Source organism: Pseudomonas fluorescens group sp. PF-1, from assembly GCF_054481335.1.
In genome coordinates this window covers 2,391,172-2,407,932 of sequence record NZ_JBTMNG010000002.1, presented here as the reverse complement: position 1 = coordinate 2,407,932, position 16,761 = coordinate 2,391,172, and the positions used below count along the sequence as shown (strand labels likewise).

The window sequence follows — 16,761 nt, the reverse complement described above, 5'->3', positions numbered from 1 at the left end:
CATGGCAAAAAGCATCAGGTGGGTTGACCCGTTTTGTCATAGCTGCGGGGTTTGCCTGCCGCTTAAAGTGGCGGCCGAACCGACTCTGCAAGAGCCATCCATGACCGACCTGATCAAACATGAACAACGCGATGGCGTACTGACGCTGACCATCGACCGCCCCGACAAGCTCAACGCACTGACCAACGCCATGTACATGCGCCTGGCCGACCTGTTGTTCGCCGCGGACGAGGACGACTCGGTCGGCGTGGTCATCCTGACCGGTGGCCCGACCTGTTTTTCCAGCGGCAATGACCTGGTGGACTTCCTGCAACAACCACCTACACATCTGGACAGCCCGGCCTTTCGCCTGATGCGCGCCGTGACCCATCTGCAAAAACCACTGATCGCGGCCGTGTGCGGGGCCGCGATCGGCATTGGCACCACCGTGCTGCTGCATTGCGATCAGGTGCTGGTCACCCGCAATGCCAAGCTGCGCATGCCGTTCGTCAACCTGGGCCTGTGCCCGGAGTTCGGTGCCAGCCTGCTGCTGCCGCGCCTGCTCGGGCAGGCCCGCGCCGCACGCCTGTTGCTGTTGGGCGACAGTCTGGACGGCAGCGAAGCGGTGGCATGGGGCCTGGCCAACGAGGTGTTCGACGACGGGGCGCAATGCCTGGCGGCGGCCACCCGTGTGGCCCATCGGCTGTTGGCAATGCCCAGACACGCCCTGCGGCAATCGCGACAACTGATGAAACAGGCCGGCATGGCCGAACTGCAAGCCACCCTGCGTGAAGAGAACCTGCTGTTCATCGAACGCCTCAATAGCGACGAAGCGAAAACGGCCTTGAACGCCCTGCTCAATCGCAGTACTGATAAGAATTCACCGAAAGGAAACCAGCCATGAACACTCCGCAAATCTACGTCGTCAGCGCCGCCCGTACCGCCATCGGCACCTTTGGCGGTTCACTCAAGGACGTACCACCCGCCGACCTGGCCACCACCGCCGTGAAGGCCGCCCTGCAACGGGCCGCCGTGGACCCGGCGCTGGTCGGTCATCTGGTCATGGGCAACGTGATCCCGACCGAAAACCGTGACGCCTACATCTCCCGGGTCGCCGCGATGAACGCCGGCATCCCGAAAGAAACCCCGGCCTACAACGTCAACCGCCTCTGCGGTTCCGGCCTGCAAGCGATCATCAGCGCGGCGCAGACGCTGCTGCTGGGCGATGCCGAAATCGCCATCGGTGCCGGCGCCGAATCCATGAGCCGCGGCCCGTACCTGCTGCCTTCGGCCCGTTGGGGCGCGCGCATGGGCAACGTCCAGGCCATCGATTACATGCTGGGCATCCTGCATGACCCGTTCCACAACATCCACATGGGCATCACCGCCGAGAACATCGCCGAACGCAACGGCATCACTCGCGAAATGCAGGATGCCCTGGCGCTGGAAGACCAGAAACGCGCCGCCCATGCGATTGCCAACGGTTATTTCAGCGAGCAGATCGCGACCGTGGAAATCCAGGATCGCAAGGGCACCAAGCTGTTCAACGTCGACGAGCATCCACGCGCCACCTCCCTGGAACAGCTGGCCGCAATGAAGCCGGCGTTCAAGAAAGAGGGTTCGGTCACCGCCGGCAACGCTTCGGGCTTGAACGACGGCGCGGCGGCGCTGGTCATGGCCACCGGCAACGCGGTCCAGGCTAACAACCTGCGCCCACTGGCGCGTCTGGTCAGCTACGCCCACGCCGGCGTCGAGCCTGAACTGATGGGCCTGGGACCGATCCCGGCCACGCGCCTGGCACTCAAGCGCGCCGGCCTGACCGTCGCTGACCTGGACGTGATCGAAGCCAACATCGCCTTCGCCGCACAAGCCTGCGCGGTCAGCCAGGAACTGGACCTCGATCCGGCCAAGGTCAACCCGAACGGTTCGGGTATCGCCCTGGGTCACCCGGTAGGCGCGACCGGCGCCATCATCGCCACCAAGGCCATCCACGAACTGCACCGCATCAACGGCCGTTACGCCCTGGTGACCATGTGCATCGGTGGCGGTCAGGGGATTGCGGCGATTTTCGAACGCGTTTAATCCCCCACGTTACACCTGTGAGGAGCTGCCGCTGGCAGCTCCTCCGTCCTCGTTTCCGACTTCAATCCTCCGTTGACCTTGCACCTGACGACCGGCCGCAAAAACCATTTGCCACAAAATATTACATACGTCATATTACGCACGTAATTAAAAGCCGCTTCCGACAGGTAATTCTCCATGACCGGCATGCCCTCCGTTGAACCCGACCTTGCTATCCCGGTGAACACCCCCCGGTCTCCCCTGCTCAAGCACCTGCTGCTGCCAACGCTGGGTGTGGCGGCGCTGGTAGTGGCCGGCGTGTATACCGCGCATTGGTGGACAACCGGCCGTTTCATCGAAGCAACGGACGATGCCTACATCGGCGGCGACGTAACGGTGATCGGGCCGAAAGTGGCGGGTTACATCGACGAAGTGCTGGTGACCGACAACCAGAAGGTCAAGGCCGGCGATGTGCTGATTCGTCTCGACTCCCGCGATTACCGCGCCAACCTGGCCAAGGCCGAAGGTGCGGTGGCGGCCGAGGAAGCCTTGCTAGCCAACCTCGACGCGACCGAACAACTGCAGCAAGCCGTCATCGGCCAGGCCCGCGCCGGCATCGACGCCGCCGGCGCCGAAACCGCCCGTTCGCGGGATGACGACGCGCGCTACAAAAAACTGGTCAGCACCAACGCCGTTTCCGTGGAAAGCGCGCAGAGGGCCAACGCCACTTTCAAGACCGCCCAGGCCCAAAGCAATCGCGCCCAGGCTGAGTTGCTGGCCGCTCAGCGGCAGTTGAACGTGATCGCCACCCAGAAGCAGCAGGCCCGCGCCGCGCTGATCCAGGCCAGGGCCGAACGTGATCTGGCGCAGTTGAACGTTGGCTATACCGAACTGCGCGCCCCCGTCGACGGCGTGATCGGCAACCGCCGGGCACGGCTCGGCGCCTATGCCCAGGCCGGTTCGCAACTGCTGTCGGTGGTGCCCTCCAGCGGCTTGTGGGTCGATGCCAATTTCAAGGAAGACCAATTGGCACGCATGACGCCCGGCCAGCGAGTCGTGATTCATGCCGACGTGCTCTCGGGTCAGGAATTCCACGGTCACCTGGACAGTCTCGCGCCGGCCAGCGGCGCTCAGTTCAGCGTGCTGCCGCCGGAAAATGCCACCGGCAACTTCACCAAGATCGTGCAACGGGTGCCAGTGCGCATCCACCTCGATCCGGCTGACGGCGTGCTCGGCCACCTGCGCCCCGGCCTGTCGGTGACCGCCGAAGTGGACACCCGCAAGGAGCCTGAAGCGCCAGCCGTGGCCAGCGCGCCATGAGCCGCGCCTTCGCCGCCCCGGCGCAACCGTTCAATGCGGCGAACATGGCGACGGCGACCAAGGTCTTCGCCTTCGCCAGCATGTGCATCGGCATGTTCATTGCGTTGCTGGACATCCAGATCGTCTCGGCGTCGCTGCGTGACATTGGTGGCGGACTGTCGGCCGGCACCGACGAAACTGCCTGGGTGCAAACCAGTTATCTGATCGCCGAAATCATCGTCATTCCGCTGTCGGGCTGGCTCTCCCGAGTGTTTTCCACCCGCTGGCTGTTTTGCGCCTCGGCGGTGGGCTTCACCCTGACCAGCCTGTTGTGCGGCGCGGCATGGAACATCCAGAGCATGATCGCCTTCCGCGCCCTGCAAGGGTTTCTCGGCGGATCGATGATCCCGATGGTGTTCACCACGGCCTTCGTGTTCTTCAGCGGCAAGCAACGGGTCATCGCCGCCGCGACCATCGGCGCCGTGGCTTCTTTGGCGCCGACCCTGGGCCCGGTCATCGGTGGCTGGATCACCGACATTTCGTCCTGGCACTGGCTGTTCTACATCAACCTGGTGCCAGGAATTTTTGTCGCCGTGGCCGTGCCGATCCTGGTGAAAATCGATCAGCCGGAACTCTCGCTGCTCAAGGGCGCCGACTATACAAGCATGGTGTTTCTCGCGCTGTTCCTAGGTTGCCTGGAATACACCCTCGAAGAAGGCCCGCGCTGGAACTGGTTCAGTGACCGCACGATTCTGACCACCGCCTGGATCAGCGGCCTGGCAGGCCTGGCGTTCATTGGCCGGACCTTGCACGTGGCCAACCCGATCGTCGATCTGCGAGCCTTGAAGGACCGCAACTTCGCCCTCGGCTGCTTCTTCTCGTTCGTCACCGGCATCGGCCTGTTCGCCACCATTTACCTGACGCCGCTGTTTCTCGGTCGGGTGCGTGGCTACGGCGCGCTGGACATTGGTCTGTCGGTTTTCTCCACCGGCGTGTTCCAGATCATGGCGATTCCGCTGTATGCCTTTCTGGCCAACCGTGTCGATCTGCGCTGGATCATGATGGCCGGCCTTGGGCTGTTCGCCTTGTCGATGTGGGATTTCAGCCCGATCACCCATGACTGGGGGGCCAGGGAATTGATGCTGCCGCAGGCCCTGCGCGGGATTGCCCAGCAATTGGCGGTGCCGCCCGCAGTGACCTTGACCCTGGGCGGGTTGGCACCGGCGCGACTGAAACATGCTTCGGGGTTGTTCAACCTGATGCGTAACCTGGGCGGCGCGATTGGCATCGCCGCCTGTGCGACCATTCTCAATGACCGCACCAACCTGCACTTCACCCGGCTGGCGGAAAATCTCAACAGCACCAACGAAGCCCTCAACCAGTGGCTGTCGCAGGTCGCAAACAACTTCGCCGCCCTGGGACAGAGCGGCGATGTCGGGGTCACTGCCAGCCTGCATCAGCTCTGGCTGTTGACCTATCGCGAAGCCCAGACGCAAACCTATGGCGACGCGTTTCTGATGATCGGGGTCTGCTTCGTCATCGCCACGGCGATGGTGCCCTTGATGCGCAAGGTGCAACCACCGGCCGCGCCGAGTGCCGATGCCCATTGAGGCGCATCGGCAACGACTTGAGGATCAGGCCTGAGGGGTTTTGCGGAAGCCTACCGCCAGGCGGTTCCAGCTGTTGATGGTGCTGATGGCCACGGTCAGGTCGACCATTTCCTTGGGTGTGAACTGGGCGCTGACCACTTCGTAGTCTGCATCCGGCGCGTGGGTCAGGCTCAGTTGGGTCAGGGATTCGGTCCACAGCAGCGCGGCGCGTTCACGCTCGGTGAAGAACGGCGCTTCACGCCAGGCGGTCACGGCGAACAGGCGACGCGGGGTTTCACCCCCCTTGATCGCATCGGCGGTGTGCATGTCGATGCAGAAGGCGCAGCCATTGATTTGCGAAGCACGCAGCTTGACCAGCTCGATCAGGGGCTTCTCCAGCGGCAGCTTGGAAACCGCGGTTTCCAGGGCGATCATAGCTTTGAGGGCGTCAGGGCTGGCGGTATAGAAATCGGTACGTGGTTGCATGGGATGTGCTCCAGGGCAAGTGGATGTGTGACTACGTTAGTGCCTGAAGCGCTTTGGACAAATAGCCAATATTCCAGAAGTCGAGGAGGCCACTTGCGCAAGAAGAAAGGTCAACCTCCCCCACGAATCCTGCAACGACCCTTCATACCCGATTACGCAACCAATGCAAAAAACCCGTTTTCTGCACAACCTGCGGCACGTCCTGAGTCAGTGTCTGCGCTTTGTGCAAACGGAAATCCAGCAGGTTTTTCATCGCATCGTTGATGTCGTGACGGGCATCCAGACAAGGTTTGAGGTACTCCTTCTCGATGCGGTAAAGCGCGCACGGGGTTTTCGCCGCGAACGCGGCGGGCACCGAACTGTCTTCCAGGATGCCCGCCTCGCCGATCACTTCGCCCGGTCCCATGCGCCCGGATTCGAAAGGCGTACCGTGGCGGCTCAAGGTGACCGTCACCACCCCGGATTCAATGATGAACAAATGATCACTGACCTCCCCCGCCGCCAATATCGTCTCGCCGGCACGAAAGGTTTGCAGGCTCATGTTCTGGCTGAAGGTTTCTTTCTCTTCCTGACGCAAGGTAGAGAAGATCGGTGAACTGTCGAGCAGCGCCCGTGGCCGTGAAAGGTTGGTCGATGCGATGGGTTCCTCGCTCGACAACAGGTTGACCCCGGACGCCTGCAAATGCCGGTACGCCAGATCGTAGAGTTGATTGCGTACCTCGCGCTGCTCGTTCATCGAGGCGACAAACCCGCTGATTTCGTATTCGACACCGGCACTGCTGGCGCTTTTCAACGCCACTTTCGGCGCCGGCTTGTTCAACAGCATGCGACAGCCCTGCATCGCCCGCTCAAGGGCATCGATCACCCTGTTCGGCCGGACATGGGGGCTCACCTGCAAACTGATCGAAATGCCGAAAATGTCGCTGGGCCGGCTGAAGTTGACGATCTTGGCCTTGGCCGCCAGCGAATTGGGAATCACCGCCATGCTGCCCAGGGACGTCTGCAGGCGCGTGGCGCGCCAATCGATGTCGATGACCCGGCCTTCGGTGCCGTCGATGGAGATCCAGTCATCCAGTTGATAGGGTTTGGTGGTGTTGAGGACGATCCCGGAAAACACGTCGCTGAGGGTGCTCTGCAAGGCCAGGCCGACAATGATCGCCAGCGCGCCGGATGTGGCCAGGACGCCCTTGACCGGCAGATCAAGCACATACGCCAGGGCCGCGATGACCGCGACCAGGAAAATCACCGCGCCGAGCAGGTCCTGCAACAGTCGCCCGGTATGCCCGACCCGTTGCATCATCGCCGCGCCAATCAACACGGTCAGGGTGCGCGCACCGAACAGCCACCAACCGATCTGCAACCCTGTCGCCGCCAGATGCAACGGCACGTTGTCGGCCCACGGCGCCGGCTCCATCGGATTCAAGCCTTCGTTGAACAACAGAAGACTGAACAATGAAAAAATCACGACCCGCACCAACAGCTTCCAGCCATTGCGATTGGCACTGACCAAACGCCACAGCCCGAGATCGATCAACACCAGCGCCATGGCGCAAATCAGCGGATGTTCGGTAAGAAAAGACAACATCAAGCAACTCCAGCCCGGAACAATGAACGCAAGATCGCATTGGCCACAGTGTAGGAGCAATTGATTTAGCTGGAGCCTGACGTGCACAAACCTGCAGCAGCGTGCTTGCCCGTTGCCACAGGTTATGGGGGTTGCCGGATGTACGTGCCCATGCTCAGCGCGATGTCGCGGGTCTTCCCGTCAACCGTGCATGCGACCGAAGCGGCCGGACTGGAAGTCGGCGAAAGCCTGGTGGATCTCCTGTTCGGTGTTCATCACGAACGGACCGTGACCAACGATCGGCTCGTCAATCGGCTCACCGCTGAGCAACAGCACCACTGCATCGGCACTCGCTTGCAGGCTGAGCTGGTCGCCCTGGCGCTCGAACAGGACCAACTGGCCTTCGCCCACCGACTCCAGACCATTGACCTGAACCGTGCCGCGCAAGATCACCAACGCCGTGTTACGACCTTCATGAAGGTCAAGCGTGAGCGCCTGGCCGCCATTGAGACGCAGGTCCCAAACGTCGATCGGCGTAAAGGTGCGCGCCGGGCCTGTTTGCCCCTCGAACTCACCGGCAATCAAGCGCAGACGGCCCGCGTTGTTCTTCAGGGCGATGCTTGGGATATCAGCGTCAAGAAGGGTCTGGTAACCGGGGTCGGCCATTTTGTCCCTGGCCGGCAGGTTGACCCACAACTGCACCATCTCCAGGGTGCCGCCGCTTTTGGCAAAACTTTCGGAATGGAACTCTTCGTGGAGAATGCCGGAAGCTGCGGTCATCCATTGCACATCGCCGGCGCCGATCTTGCCGCCACTGCCGGTGGAATCACGGTGTTCCAGCTCGCCCTTGTAGACGATGGTCACGGTTTCGAAACCCCGGTGCGGGTGCTGACCCACGCCACGTCGCTCGGTGGTCGGGGTGAATTCAGCCGGCCCCGCGTGATCCAGCAGCAGAAACGGGCTGATGTGTTTGGCCAGGTTGTCGTAGGAAAACAGCGTACGGACCGGAAAACCGTCGCCGACCCAGTGCATATGCGGGCTGGTGTAGATACCGATGATGTTTTTCATGGTGTCTCCTGAAGAGGTGAGTGAAACCATGGACATAGCTTAAAAACATCGCCAATGAAGCGCTAGACGGTGAAAAACAGCTTGATCGTTCTACTAGCGGAACGATGATTACTCAGCTGACGCCCACGCCGCCAGATCAGTCCTCGCGCTACAGCAGACTGTCCGATTGATGATTTCCGGTAAACATTGCTTTGCCATTGCAGCGGTTTTTCCCAGGGAAGCGAATACGGATACTCGCGCCCATTCCCACTGCAACCTCTGGAGTCTTTCATGTCTATCCCCGCATTCGGCCTGGGTACTTTTCGCTTGCAAGGCCAGGTGGTCATCGATTCGGTGCGCACCGGCCTCGAACTGGGCTACCGGGTCATCGACACCGCGCAAATCTACGAGAACGAAGCCGAGGTCGGCCAGGCCATCGCCGCCAGTGGCATTGCCCGTGAAGAACTGTTCATCACCAGCAAGATCTGGGTGGCCAACTTCGCCAGGGAGCGCCTCATCGACAGTCTCAAGGAGAGCCTGCGCAAACTGCGCACCGACTACCTGGACCTGACGCTCATCCACTGGCCGTCGCCGGAAGATCAGGTACCGGTGGAGGAATTCATGGGCGCCCTGCTCGAAGCCAGGCAACTGGGCCTGACCCGGCAGATCGGGGTATCGAACTTCACCATCGACCTGATGAAACAAGCCATCGCCGCCATCGGCGCCGAGCACATCGCTACTAACCAGATCGAACTGCACCCCTATCTGCAAAACCGCAAAGTGGTCGAGTTCGCGCAGCGCCATGGCATCCAGATCACCTCATACATGACCCTGGCCTACGGCGAAGTGCTCAAGGACCCGGTCATCCGGCAGATAGCCGAGCGCCTGCAGGCGACTCCGGCGCAGGTCACCCTGGCCTGGGCCATGCAATCGGGTTACGCGGTGATTCCTTCGTCCACGAAACGCGCCAACCTTGAAAGCAACCTGAAGGCTTGCGAACTGAAGTTGAGCGATGCCGACATGGCCTTGATCGCCAGTCTGGATCGCGGCCATCGCCTGACCAGCCCCAAAGGCATCGCGCCACACTGGGACTAAGCGTCAGCCCTGCTCAAGGCCTTGTTCCAGGCGCCTCATGGCTTGCTGCAACTGATCGACGGCGACGTCGATCAGTGACGCGTTGCCCTCGCCACACGCACGTTCCAGCTGTTCGCAGCACTCGACCAGATTCATGGCCCGGACCATCAACGCTCCGCCCTTGATCCGGTGCGCCAGCTCCTGCAAGCCATGGTGATTACCGCTGGCATGCTCCTGCAGCAGGCGTTCACGATCATCGCGATTGGTCACTGCCAGATCGTGCAACAACTGGGTAATCAGCTCATGATCGGCGCCCACATAGCGCTCCAGTCCGCTCAAGTCGATCTCGCCGGATGAAGGCGCTTTGACCGGCGCGGCCGGCTCGCTCAAAAACCTTGCGGCCAACCAGGCGCTCAGATCCTCCAACCGAATCGGCTTGAACAGGCAATCGTCCATCCCCGCCTCGATACAGCGAATTTTCTCCTCGGGTTGCGCATTGGCCGTTAACCCCAGGATCACCGTCGGCGACAATCCCTGGCACCGCTCCTCGTCGCGAATCGCCCCCGCCAACTCATAACCACTGACCACCGGCATGTTGCAGTCGGTGATGACCAGGTCGAATTCGAACTCGCTCCACTGCTCAAGACCTTGCTGGCCATCCTCGGCCTCCAGCACCTGATGCCCCAGCCAGCTCAACTGCCGCGAGAGCAACAGGCGATTGGCCGGGTAATCGTCGACCACCAATATCGTCAGCGGTCGTGTCGGTGCCTGCACGGCGCGCTCCTCCAGCGCGCTGGCGGGCAGCGGTTGCAGGGCGACCAGTTCAAGGTTGATGTCGACACGGGTACCGCCCCCGAGGGTGCTTTCGAGCTGCAAGCGACCACCCATCATTTCGCACAAGGTGCGGCTGATCACCAGCCCCAGCCCGGAACCCTGCCGACCCGATTGCTGACCATTGCCGGCCTGTACGAAGGGACTGAACAAGCGCTGCTGATCGAAGGCGCTGATGCCGATACCGCTGTCCTGCACTTGCACACTGACCGCCAGACGCTGCGATGACAGCGGATCCACCCGCAGTTTCAGACTGACCTCGCCTTGAGGGGTGAACTTGATCGCATTACTCAACAGATTGGACAGCACTTGCTTGAAACGCGTGGGATCGATCAGCACATCACAGTCGCTCTGTGGGTCGAGCTCAACCCGCCATTGCAGGTTTTTCTGCCGCGCCAGGCCTTCGAAGATCCGACACACCGACAGCACCAACGCCTGCAAGCGGGTGCGCTCCGGCGTCAGCGACAGATGCCCGGACTCGATACGGGCGATGTCCAGAATGTCACCGATCAATGCCAGCAATTGTTGGCCGGCATTGGATGCCACTTCGATGGCCGAACGGTCGGTGACGCCTTCATCCGCCCGTTTCAGCGCCAGTTCGAGCATGCCGATAAGGGCGTTCATCGGCGTGCGGATTTCATGGCTCATGGTGGCCAGAAACGTGGTCTTGGCCCGGTTGGCGTCGTCCGCGGCGTCCTTGGCGTCCTGCAGTTGCGCCAGCAATTGTTGACGCTGCCGGATCTGCCGACGCTGCCAGACGATCCCTGCCAAAGCGATCAAGAGCAAGACGCCAGCGGCGGCGAACGCCTGGAAAATGGTCTGCCGATGCCGCAGCCAATAGCTCTGCTCGACCATCAGGTCATTGCGCCAGGGCAGTATCATCTCGTCGATTTCTTCAGGGGGGATACTCAGCAGCGCCTTGTCCAGGATCGAATGCAACTCGGTGGCTTCGCGACTGGTGGCCAGGGTGCTGCGAGCGGGGTCGGTGCCCACCGTGCTGGTCACTTGCAGACGATCGCGATATTGCCGGGAAATCTGGTAACGGGCGCCGATCAAGGAGTTGATGCTGCCATCGGCCTTGCCCTGGGCGACCATTTCCATGGCCTCCGCCGACAAGGGCGCATCCACACAGCGGATCAGCGGGAAGTGCTCCCGAATGTACTCGCTGGCGATGTTGCCCTGGGTCAGCGCGAGGGTTTTTCCGGCCATCTCATCCAGGGTTTTTGGGCTGCCCGGTGCTACCCGTGTCACCAGCACCGAAGGACTGGTCAGGAATGGCCGGGTAAAGAGCAGCGCCTCTTCCCGTCGAGAACTGAGGCCGATCCCGGCCAGCATGTCGATCTGGCCGCTCTTGATGCCCTCTATCATTTCGCTCACCGAATGCATGACGTGAATGTCGAACTGCATGCCGGTGCGCAGGCCGATTTTCGCCAGGACATCGACACCGATGCCACGAAACCGGCCCTCGCTGTCAGTGAACGTGATCGGCGGGATGTTCGCATTGATCGCCACATTCACACGCGGGTGCCGGTCGAGCCAACGCTGCTCGGCCGCGCTCAATTGCAGAGACTGAGTGCCCGGCATGGACACCCCCCCCGCCCCCCAGCGCCGCAAAATGTTCATCTGCTCATTGGTGGCAATCACGGCCAACGCCTGGTTGACGATGCCCAGTAACGGACGGTTGTCGCGGGTCATCGCAAAAGCGAAACGGCCGGACTCCATGCGCGAGAAGTCGGCCAACTGCACGTTGTTGAGGTAGTTCTTGCTGATCAGGTAATGGGCGCTGATCGCATCGCCCAGATACGCATCCGCCTGACCGAAGGCCACGGCACCCACTGCCGCCAGCGTCGAGGGATAGAGCTGAACGTTCGCGTCGGGGTAGAACTGCTGCACGCTGTGTTCGGGCAAATAGTGGTACAGCATCGCCAGTCGCTTGCCGGCCAGCGTCGGGTCCGTTATCCGAGGCGCATCAGTCTGGGTCACCAGCACCGGTTGATCGACGGCATAGGCACTGGACATCTGTAACTGCGGGTCCTGAGCCTCATAACCATTGGCCGTGCCCAACAAGTCCGCATGCCCCTCCTTGAGCGCCCGGACCGCTTCCTCCCGGGACTCGTAGCGCTGAACGTCGATCTGCACCTGCAACAGTTGTTGGAGCACACCGGCATAGTCCGCCGTCACCCCTTCCAGCGCATGGCCGGTGGTGGTGATGTCGAAGGGCGGATAATCCGGAGCCGAGACGGCCAGCACCAGCCGCCCCTTTTGCTGCAGCCAGCGCGAATCGGCCGCGGACAGCTTGATGCTGTCGCCCTCCACGCTTGAGCGCCCGAGCAAGGTCAACGTTTTCGGCTGCGCGCAGGCACTCGATGCCCATAGACAAAGTCCCAGTAGCAAAAGGATGCTCAGGTCGCGCGGGCGTCGAAAAATGTTCATTCAGATCAGGTGATTGCGCCGGGCAAGATCGCGCAGGTGCACCGGTGAATCGACGTTGAGCTTGTCCGTCAAACGGGTTTTATAGGTGCTGACGGTCTTGTGGCTCAAATGCATGATTTCGGCGATGGCCTTGTTACTCATCCCCCTGGCCAGGTGCTGGAAGATCGACAGCTCACGGTCCGACAGATTGGCGATCATCTGTTTCTCGCTGCGTTGCAGTGTGCTCAACGACACTGAACTGGAGGGTAAGCGGGTGAAATAGGTGTAACCGGACATCACCGCGTGCACGGCTTTATGCAAATGCTGCAGGTCATTGGTCTTGGCGACGAAGGCAGAGGCCCCTGCACGCATGCACCGGTCCTGGAAAAACTCCGGCTCCTGGGACGTGAAGACCACGATCCGGCAAGGCACCTCACCGCCCTTGATCCTGGCCAGCACATCCAGCCCGTCGAGGGACGGAATGTTCAGGTCCAATACCACCAGTTCCGGTCGGTGCTTACGGATCATCGGCAGCACTTCGTTACCGCTGGCCGCTTCGTAAATGCGTTTGTACCCCTCTTGCTTGAGTACGATTTTGAGTGCGCCGCGAATCACCGGGTGATCGTCCACTATCAGCACTGACTTCATGGCTACTCCCTGTGCAACAACACGACGATTAGGCACTGATTACCCATGAGCAAAGCTCGAATTGGACGCAGTAGCTGCGCATAGACTGTTGCATGAAAAGCCTCTGCAAACTACCTGACAGAAATGACAGTGCCGACAAACGGCAGGCGTGGATCGATGATCGCCATCAGGCGCTGGATCGTCCCCGGATCCGGCAGCGAGGCATGGCTGACCTGAATTTTCTGCCGCTCGCAGGCTGGGACAGGTGGCAGTTGCGCCTGCTGGCCGTCGTAGATCAACACGCGATCCAACTGTCGGTTGTCGAGGCAGTAATCCAACAGATCCAGCTTCCCGCCCGGCAGCGCGGCATTGATGACCAACAGGTCGAAGGGCTCGCCACCGTATTCCACCAGGCTCAGCAACTCGTCGAGATTTTGCACTGGCGCTATCCGAAAGTAACTGAGTTGGTTGAACCAGCGCTCGATTCTCAGCCGATTGAAGTGTTGCTCGTCAGCGATCAGGATGCGTAAGGACTTGTTCGACAACGTGCGCCCCCAGAAAGGTGTCAGATGAGTGAGGGCGCAAGGCTACGGAAGACCTGTCGAGCTTTCTGTAGGACTTTTCCTAAATCCCGTACCCCGTTGGCGGCGCGTTCTCCCGCAGGCACCGGGCTTGCCCGGCGCCTGCGGTTGACAGCCTTATTGCCAGCCGAATCGCCGGATGTAGAACCCCTTCACCGCCTGGGTCAGGCCCATGTACGCCAGCAGAATCACCGGCAGGAATACAAAGTACAGCGATGGCAGCGCCTGCAGTTTGAAGTAGTGCGCCAGAGGTCCCATCGGCAGGAAAATGCCCACCGCCATGATGACCGCGGTCATCACCATCAACGGCATCGCCGCGCGGCTTTGCAGGAACGGGATCTTCGGCGTGCGGATCATGTGCACGATCAGCGTCTGGGTCAGCAGCCCGACCACGAACCAGCCCGACTGGAACAGGGTTTGATGGTCCGGGGTGTTCGCGTCGAACACGTACCACATCAACGCAAAGGTGGTGATGTCGAAGATCGAGCTGATCGGCCCGAAAAACAGCATGAACCGCCCGACGTCGGCGGGTTGCCAGCGCTGTGGTTTTTTCAGCATGTCCGCGTCGACGTTATCGAACGGAATGGCAATCTGCGAGATGTCGTAGAGCAGGTTCTGCACCAGCAGGTGCATCGGCAACATCGGCAGGAACGGAATAAATGCACTGGCCACCAGCACCGAGAACACGTTGCCGAAGTTCGAACTGGCCGTCATCTTGATGTACTTGAGCATGTTGGCGAAGGTCCGCCGACCTTCCAGTACGCCCTCCTCCAGCACCATCAGGCTCTTTTCCAGGAGGATGATGTCCGCCGCCTCCTTGGCGATGTCCACGGCACTGTCCACCGAAATCCCGATGTCGGCGGTGCGCAGGGCCGGCGCATCGTTGATGCCGTCGCCCATGAAGCCGACCACATGGCCGTTGCCCTTGAGCAGACGGACGATGCGCTCCTTGTGCGATGGCGTGAGTTTGGCGAACACATTGGTGTGCTCCACCGCCACCGCCAGTTCCGCGTCGCTCATGCGCTCAACGTCATTGCCCATGAGCAGGCCTTGTTGCTCCAGGCCGACTTCACGGCAGATCTTCGCGGTGACCAGTTCGTTGTCGCCGGTCAGCACTTTCACCGCCACACCGTGGGCGGCCAACGCCTTAAGCGCGGGCGCGGTACTTTCTTTCGGCGGGTCGAGGAAGGCGACGTAGCCGATCAGCGTCAGGTCCCGTTCATCCGCCAGGCTGTAGGCGTCACGCCCTTCAACCATCGGCCGCGCGGCCACGGCAACCACCCGCAGCCCTTCAGCGTTGAAGGTCGCGGTCACTTGGCGAATCCGCGCCAGCAGTTCCTCGCTCAGTGCTTCGTCAATCTCGCCATGGCGCACCCGCGAGCAGACCGCCAGCACCTCTTCGACCGCCCCTTTACAGATCAGCAAGTGTGGCTGGTCACGCTCGGCCACCACCACTGACATGCGCCGGCGATTGAAATCGAACGGGATCTCGTCAACCTTGCGAAACGCCGTGCCGACTTTCAGTTCGCGGTGGATTTCCACGTGTTCAAGCACCGCCACATCCAGCAGATTTTTCAGACCGGTCTGGTAGTAGCTGTTCAGGTACGCCATTTCCAGCACATCGTCGGAATCGTTGCCCCAGACATCGACATTGCGCGCCAGGAAGATTTTGTCCTGGGTCAGGGTGCCGGTCTTGTCGGTGCACAGCACGTCCATGGCACCGAAGTTCTGGATGGCGTCGAGGCGTTTGACGATGACTTTCTTGCGCGACAGGAACACCGCGCCCTTGGCCAGGGTCGAGGTGACGATCATCGGCAGCATTTCCGGGGTCAGGCCCACGGCAATCGACAGGGCGAACAACAGCGCTTCGGTCCAGTCGCCCTTGGTGAAGCCGTTGATGAACAACACCAGTGGCGCCATCACGAACATGAAGCGGATCAGCAGCCAGCTGACTTTGTTGACCCCGGTCTGGAACGAGGTCGGTGCACGGTCGGTGGCGCCGACCCGCTGCGCCAGTGCGCCGAAATACGTGCTGTTGCCCGTGGTCAGGATCACCGCCATGGCCGTGCCCGACACCACGTTGGTGCCCATGAACAGAATGTTGTCCAGGTCCAGCGGGTTGCAGGTGTCGTTGTCCTGTTGGCGTGGAAACTTCTCCACCGGCATCGATTCACCGGTCATGGCCGCCTGGCTGACGAACAAGTCCTTGGCGCTCAGCACCCGGCAATCGGCGGGAATCATGTCACCCGCCGAGAGCACGATCAGATCGCCTGGCACCAGTTGCTTGATCGGCAGCTCGATGCGCTGGGCACCGTGGTCCTCCAGATCCCGCCGCAGCACAGTGGCGGTGTTGCTCACCATGGCCTTGAGGGCGTCGGCGGCCTGGTTGGATTTGGTTTCCTGCCAGAAGCGCAGCAAGGTCGAGAGCACCACCATCGAAAAAATCACGGTGGCGGCCTTCATGTCTTCGGTCAGCCAGGAGATCACCGCCAGCAGGGTCAGCAGCAGGTTGAACGGGTTTTTGTAGCAGTGCCACAGGTGAACCCACCATGGCAGCGGTTGTTCGTGTTCGACTTCGTTGAGGCCGACCTGCTCACGCACGGCTTCGGCTTCGAGTTCGCTCAGACCGTCGGTGTGGCTGCCGAGGCTCTCCAGCAAGTGGCCGGTATCGCTGATCGCGGCGTTGACCAGGGTTTGTGCCAGGGTGGGCGGGACCTCACGGCTGACCGTGGTGTCGGTGAAATTTTCCAGCAGCGCCAGGCGACGGAAGTGCCGGGCAATGTGGCGGGTGCGCAGGAATCCGGCAAAGAATTCCTTGAGCAGGGTCAGGTTCATGGCAGTTCCCCCAGGGTCGGCCAGGAAACCGTCGAGCAGGCGTGTCGATGCGTCGCGATGACGACACAAGGTCGAACATCACGCACGGGTCAGCGTCGATGAGAGGACGTCGGGAATCCAGCCTGGGCCGGCCGGAATCGGGATGCCGCTGCTCGCTTTACGGCGAGACAACGGCATAAAAAAATGCGCGTTATCTTGCCGGGAAGGTGCCGGTTATCGAAACCGGCCGACTACTGTCACTCGAACAAGTACCCACTGTGGGTCTCCGCTATTGATGAAAACGCGCGAAGCTTACGCCCCGGTTTTTGGAGAGTAAACCTGTTACAGAATCTTGCAGGGGGAATTGTGGGGTTCTTCAGGAAGGGTTCAGTTTACA

12 protein-coding genes are annotated in these 16,761 nt (G+C 61.1%); 5 read left to right on the top strand and 7 right to left on the bottom strand.

What is annotated here, in order from left to right; genetic code table 11:
* Positions 1–100 precede the first annotated feature (100 nt).
* The 4 genes from ACX3YD_RS25940 to ACX3YD_RS25925 all read left to right on the top strand — a co-directional run bounded on the left by ACX3YD_RS25940 (position 101) and on the right by ACX3YD_RS25925 (position 4,949).
* Entirely contained in the window at positions 101–883 is a 783-nt protein-coding gene (locus ACX3YD_RS25940) for an enoyl-CoA hydratase-related protein (protein ID WP_458961384.1), read from the top strand.
* The gene (locus tag ACX3YD_RS25935; protein WP_458961383.1) at positions 880–2,061 is read left to right on the top strand and encodes an acetyl-CoA C-acyltransferase family protein; all 1,182 of its coding nucleotides are present in this window, start codon (positions 880–882) and stop codon (positions 2,059–2,061) included. Before ACX3YD_RS25940 ends, ACX3YD_RS25935 begins: the two co-directional genes overlap by 4 nt.
* Positions 2,062–2,238: 177 nt before the next feature.
* Positions 2,239–3,360: an HlyD family secretion protein gene (locus ACX3YD_RS25930; RefSeq protein WP_458961382.1), complete on the top strand. Its 1,122-nt coding sequence runs from the start codon at positions 2,239–2,241 to the stop codon at positions 3,358–3,360.
* Entirely contained in the window at positions 3,357–4,949 is a 1,593-nt protein-coding gene (locus ACX3YD_RS25925; protein WP_458961381.1) for a DHA2 family efflux MFS transporter permease subunit, read from the top strand. Before ACX3YD_RS25930 ends, ACX3YD_RS25925 begins: the two co-directional genes overlap by 4 nt.
* A gap of 24 nt (positions 4,950–4,973) precedes the next feature.
* Here ACX3YD_RS25925 and ACX3YD_RS25920 read toward each other — a convergent pair whose 3' ends face one another.
* The 3 genes from ACX3YD_RS25920 to ACX3YD_RS25910 all read right to left on the bottom strand — a co-directional run bounded on the left by ACX3YD_RS25920 (position 4,974) and on the right by ACX3YD_RS25910 (position 8,046).
* A complete protein-coding gene (locus tag ACX3YD_RS25920; protein ID WP_103405858.1) occupies positions 4,974–5,414 on the bottom strand; it encodes a carboxymuconolactone decarboxylase family protein in 441 nt (146 codons plus the stop codon).
* 142 nt (positions 5,415–5,556) lie between these two features.
* Positions 5,557–6,999: a mechanosensitive ion channel domain-containing protein gene (locus ACX3YD_RS25915; RefSeq protein ID WP_458961380.1), complete on the bottom strand. Its 1,443-nt coding sequence runs from the start codon at positions 6,997–6,999 to the stop codon at positions 5,557–5,559.
* Positions 7,000–7,179: 180 nt separating this feature from the next.
* A complete protein-coding gene (locus tag ACX3YD_RS25910; protein ID WP_458961379.1) occupies positions 7,180–8,046 on the bottom strand; it encodes a pirin family protein in 867 nt (288 codons plus the stop codon).
* Positions 8,047–8,316: 270 nt separating this feature from the next.
* Here ACX3YD_RS25910 and dkgB point away from each other — a divergent pair, with 270 nt between their 5' ends.
* Positions 8,317–9,120, top strand: coding sequence for a 2,5-didehydrogluconate reductase DkgB (dkgB, locus tag ACX3YD_RS25905; protein WP_458961378.1), 804 nt, complete (start codon positions 8,317–8,319; stop codon positions 9,118–9,120).
* 3 nt (positions 9,121–9,123) lie between these two features.
* Here dkgB and ACX3YD_RS25900 read toward each other — a convergent pair whose 3' ends face one another.
* The 4 genes from ACX3YD_RS25900 to mgtA all read right to left on the bottom strand — a co-directional run bounded on the left by ACX3YD_RS25900 (position 9,124) and on the right by mgtA (position 16,385).
* The gene (locus tag ACX3YD_RS25900; protein ID WP_458961377.1) at positions 9,124–12,363 is read right to left on the bottom strand and encodes a transporter substrate-binding domain-containing protein; all 3,240 of its coding nucleotides are present in this window, start codon (positions 12,361–12,363) and stop codon (positions 9,124–9,126) included.
* Entirely contained in the window at positions 12,364–12,990 is a 627-nt protein-coding gene (locus ACX3YD_RS25895; RefSeq protein ID WP_103405862.1) for a response regulator transcription factor, read from the bottom strand.
* Between the two features lie 110 nt (positions 12,991–13,100).
* Complete coding sequence (locus tag ACX3YD_RS25890) at positions 13,101–13,514, bottom strand: chemotaxis protein CheY (protein ID WP_103405863.1); 414 nt, start codon at positions 13,512–13,514, stop codon at positions 13,101–13,103.
* Between the two features lie 153 nt (positions 13,515–13,667).
* Positions 13,668–16,385, bottom strand: a complete 2,718-nt coding sequence (gene mgtA, locus ACX3YD_RS25885) for a magnesium-translocating P-type ATPase (protein ID WP_090468206.1) — start codon at positions 16,383–16,385, stop codon at positions 13,668–13,670.
* Positions 16,386–16,761: the final 376 nt, after the last annotated feature.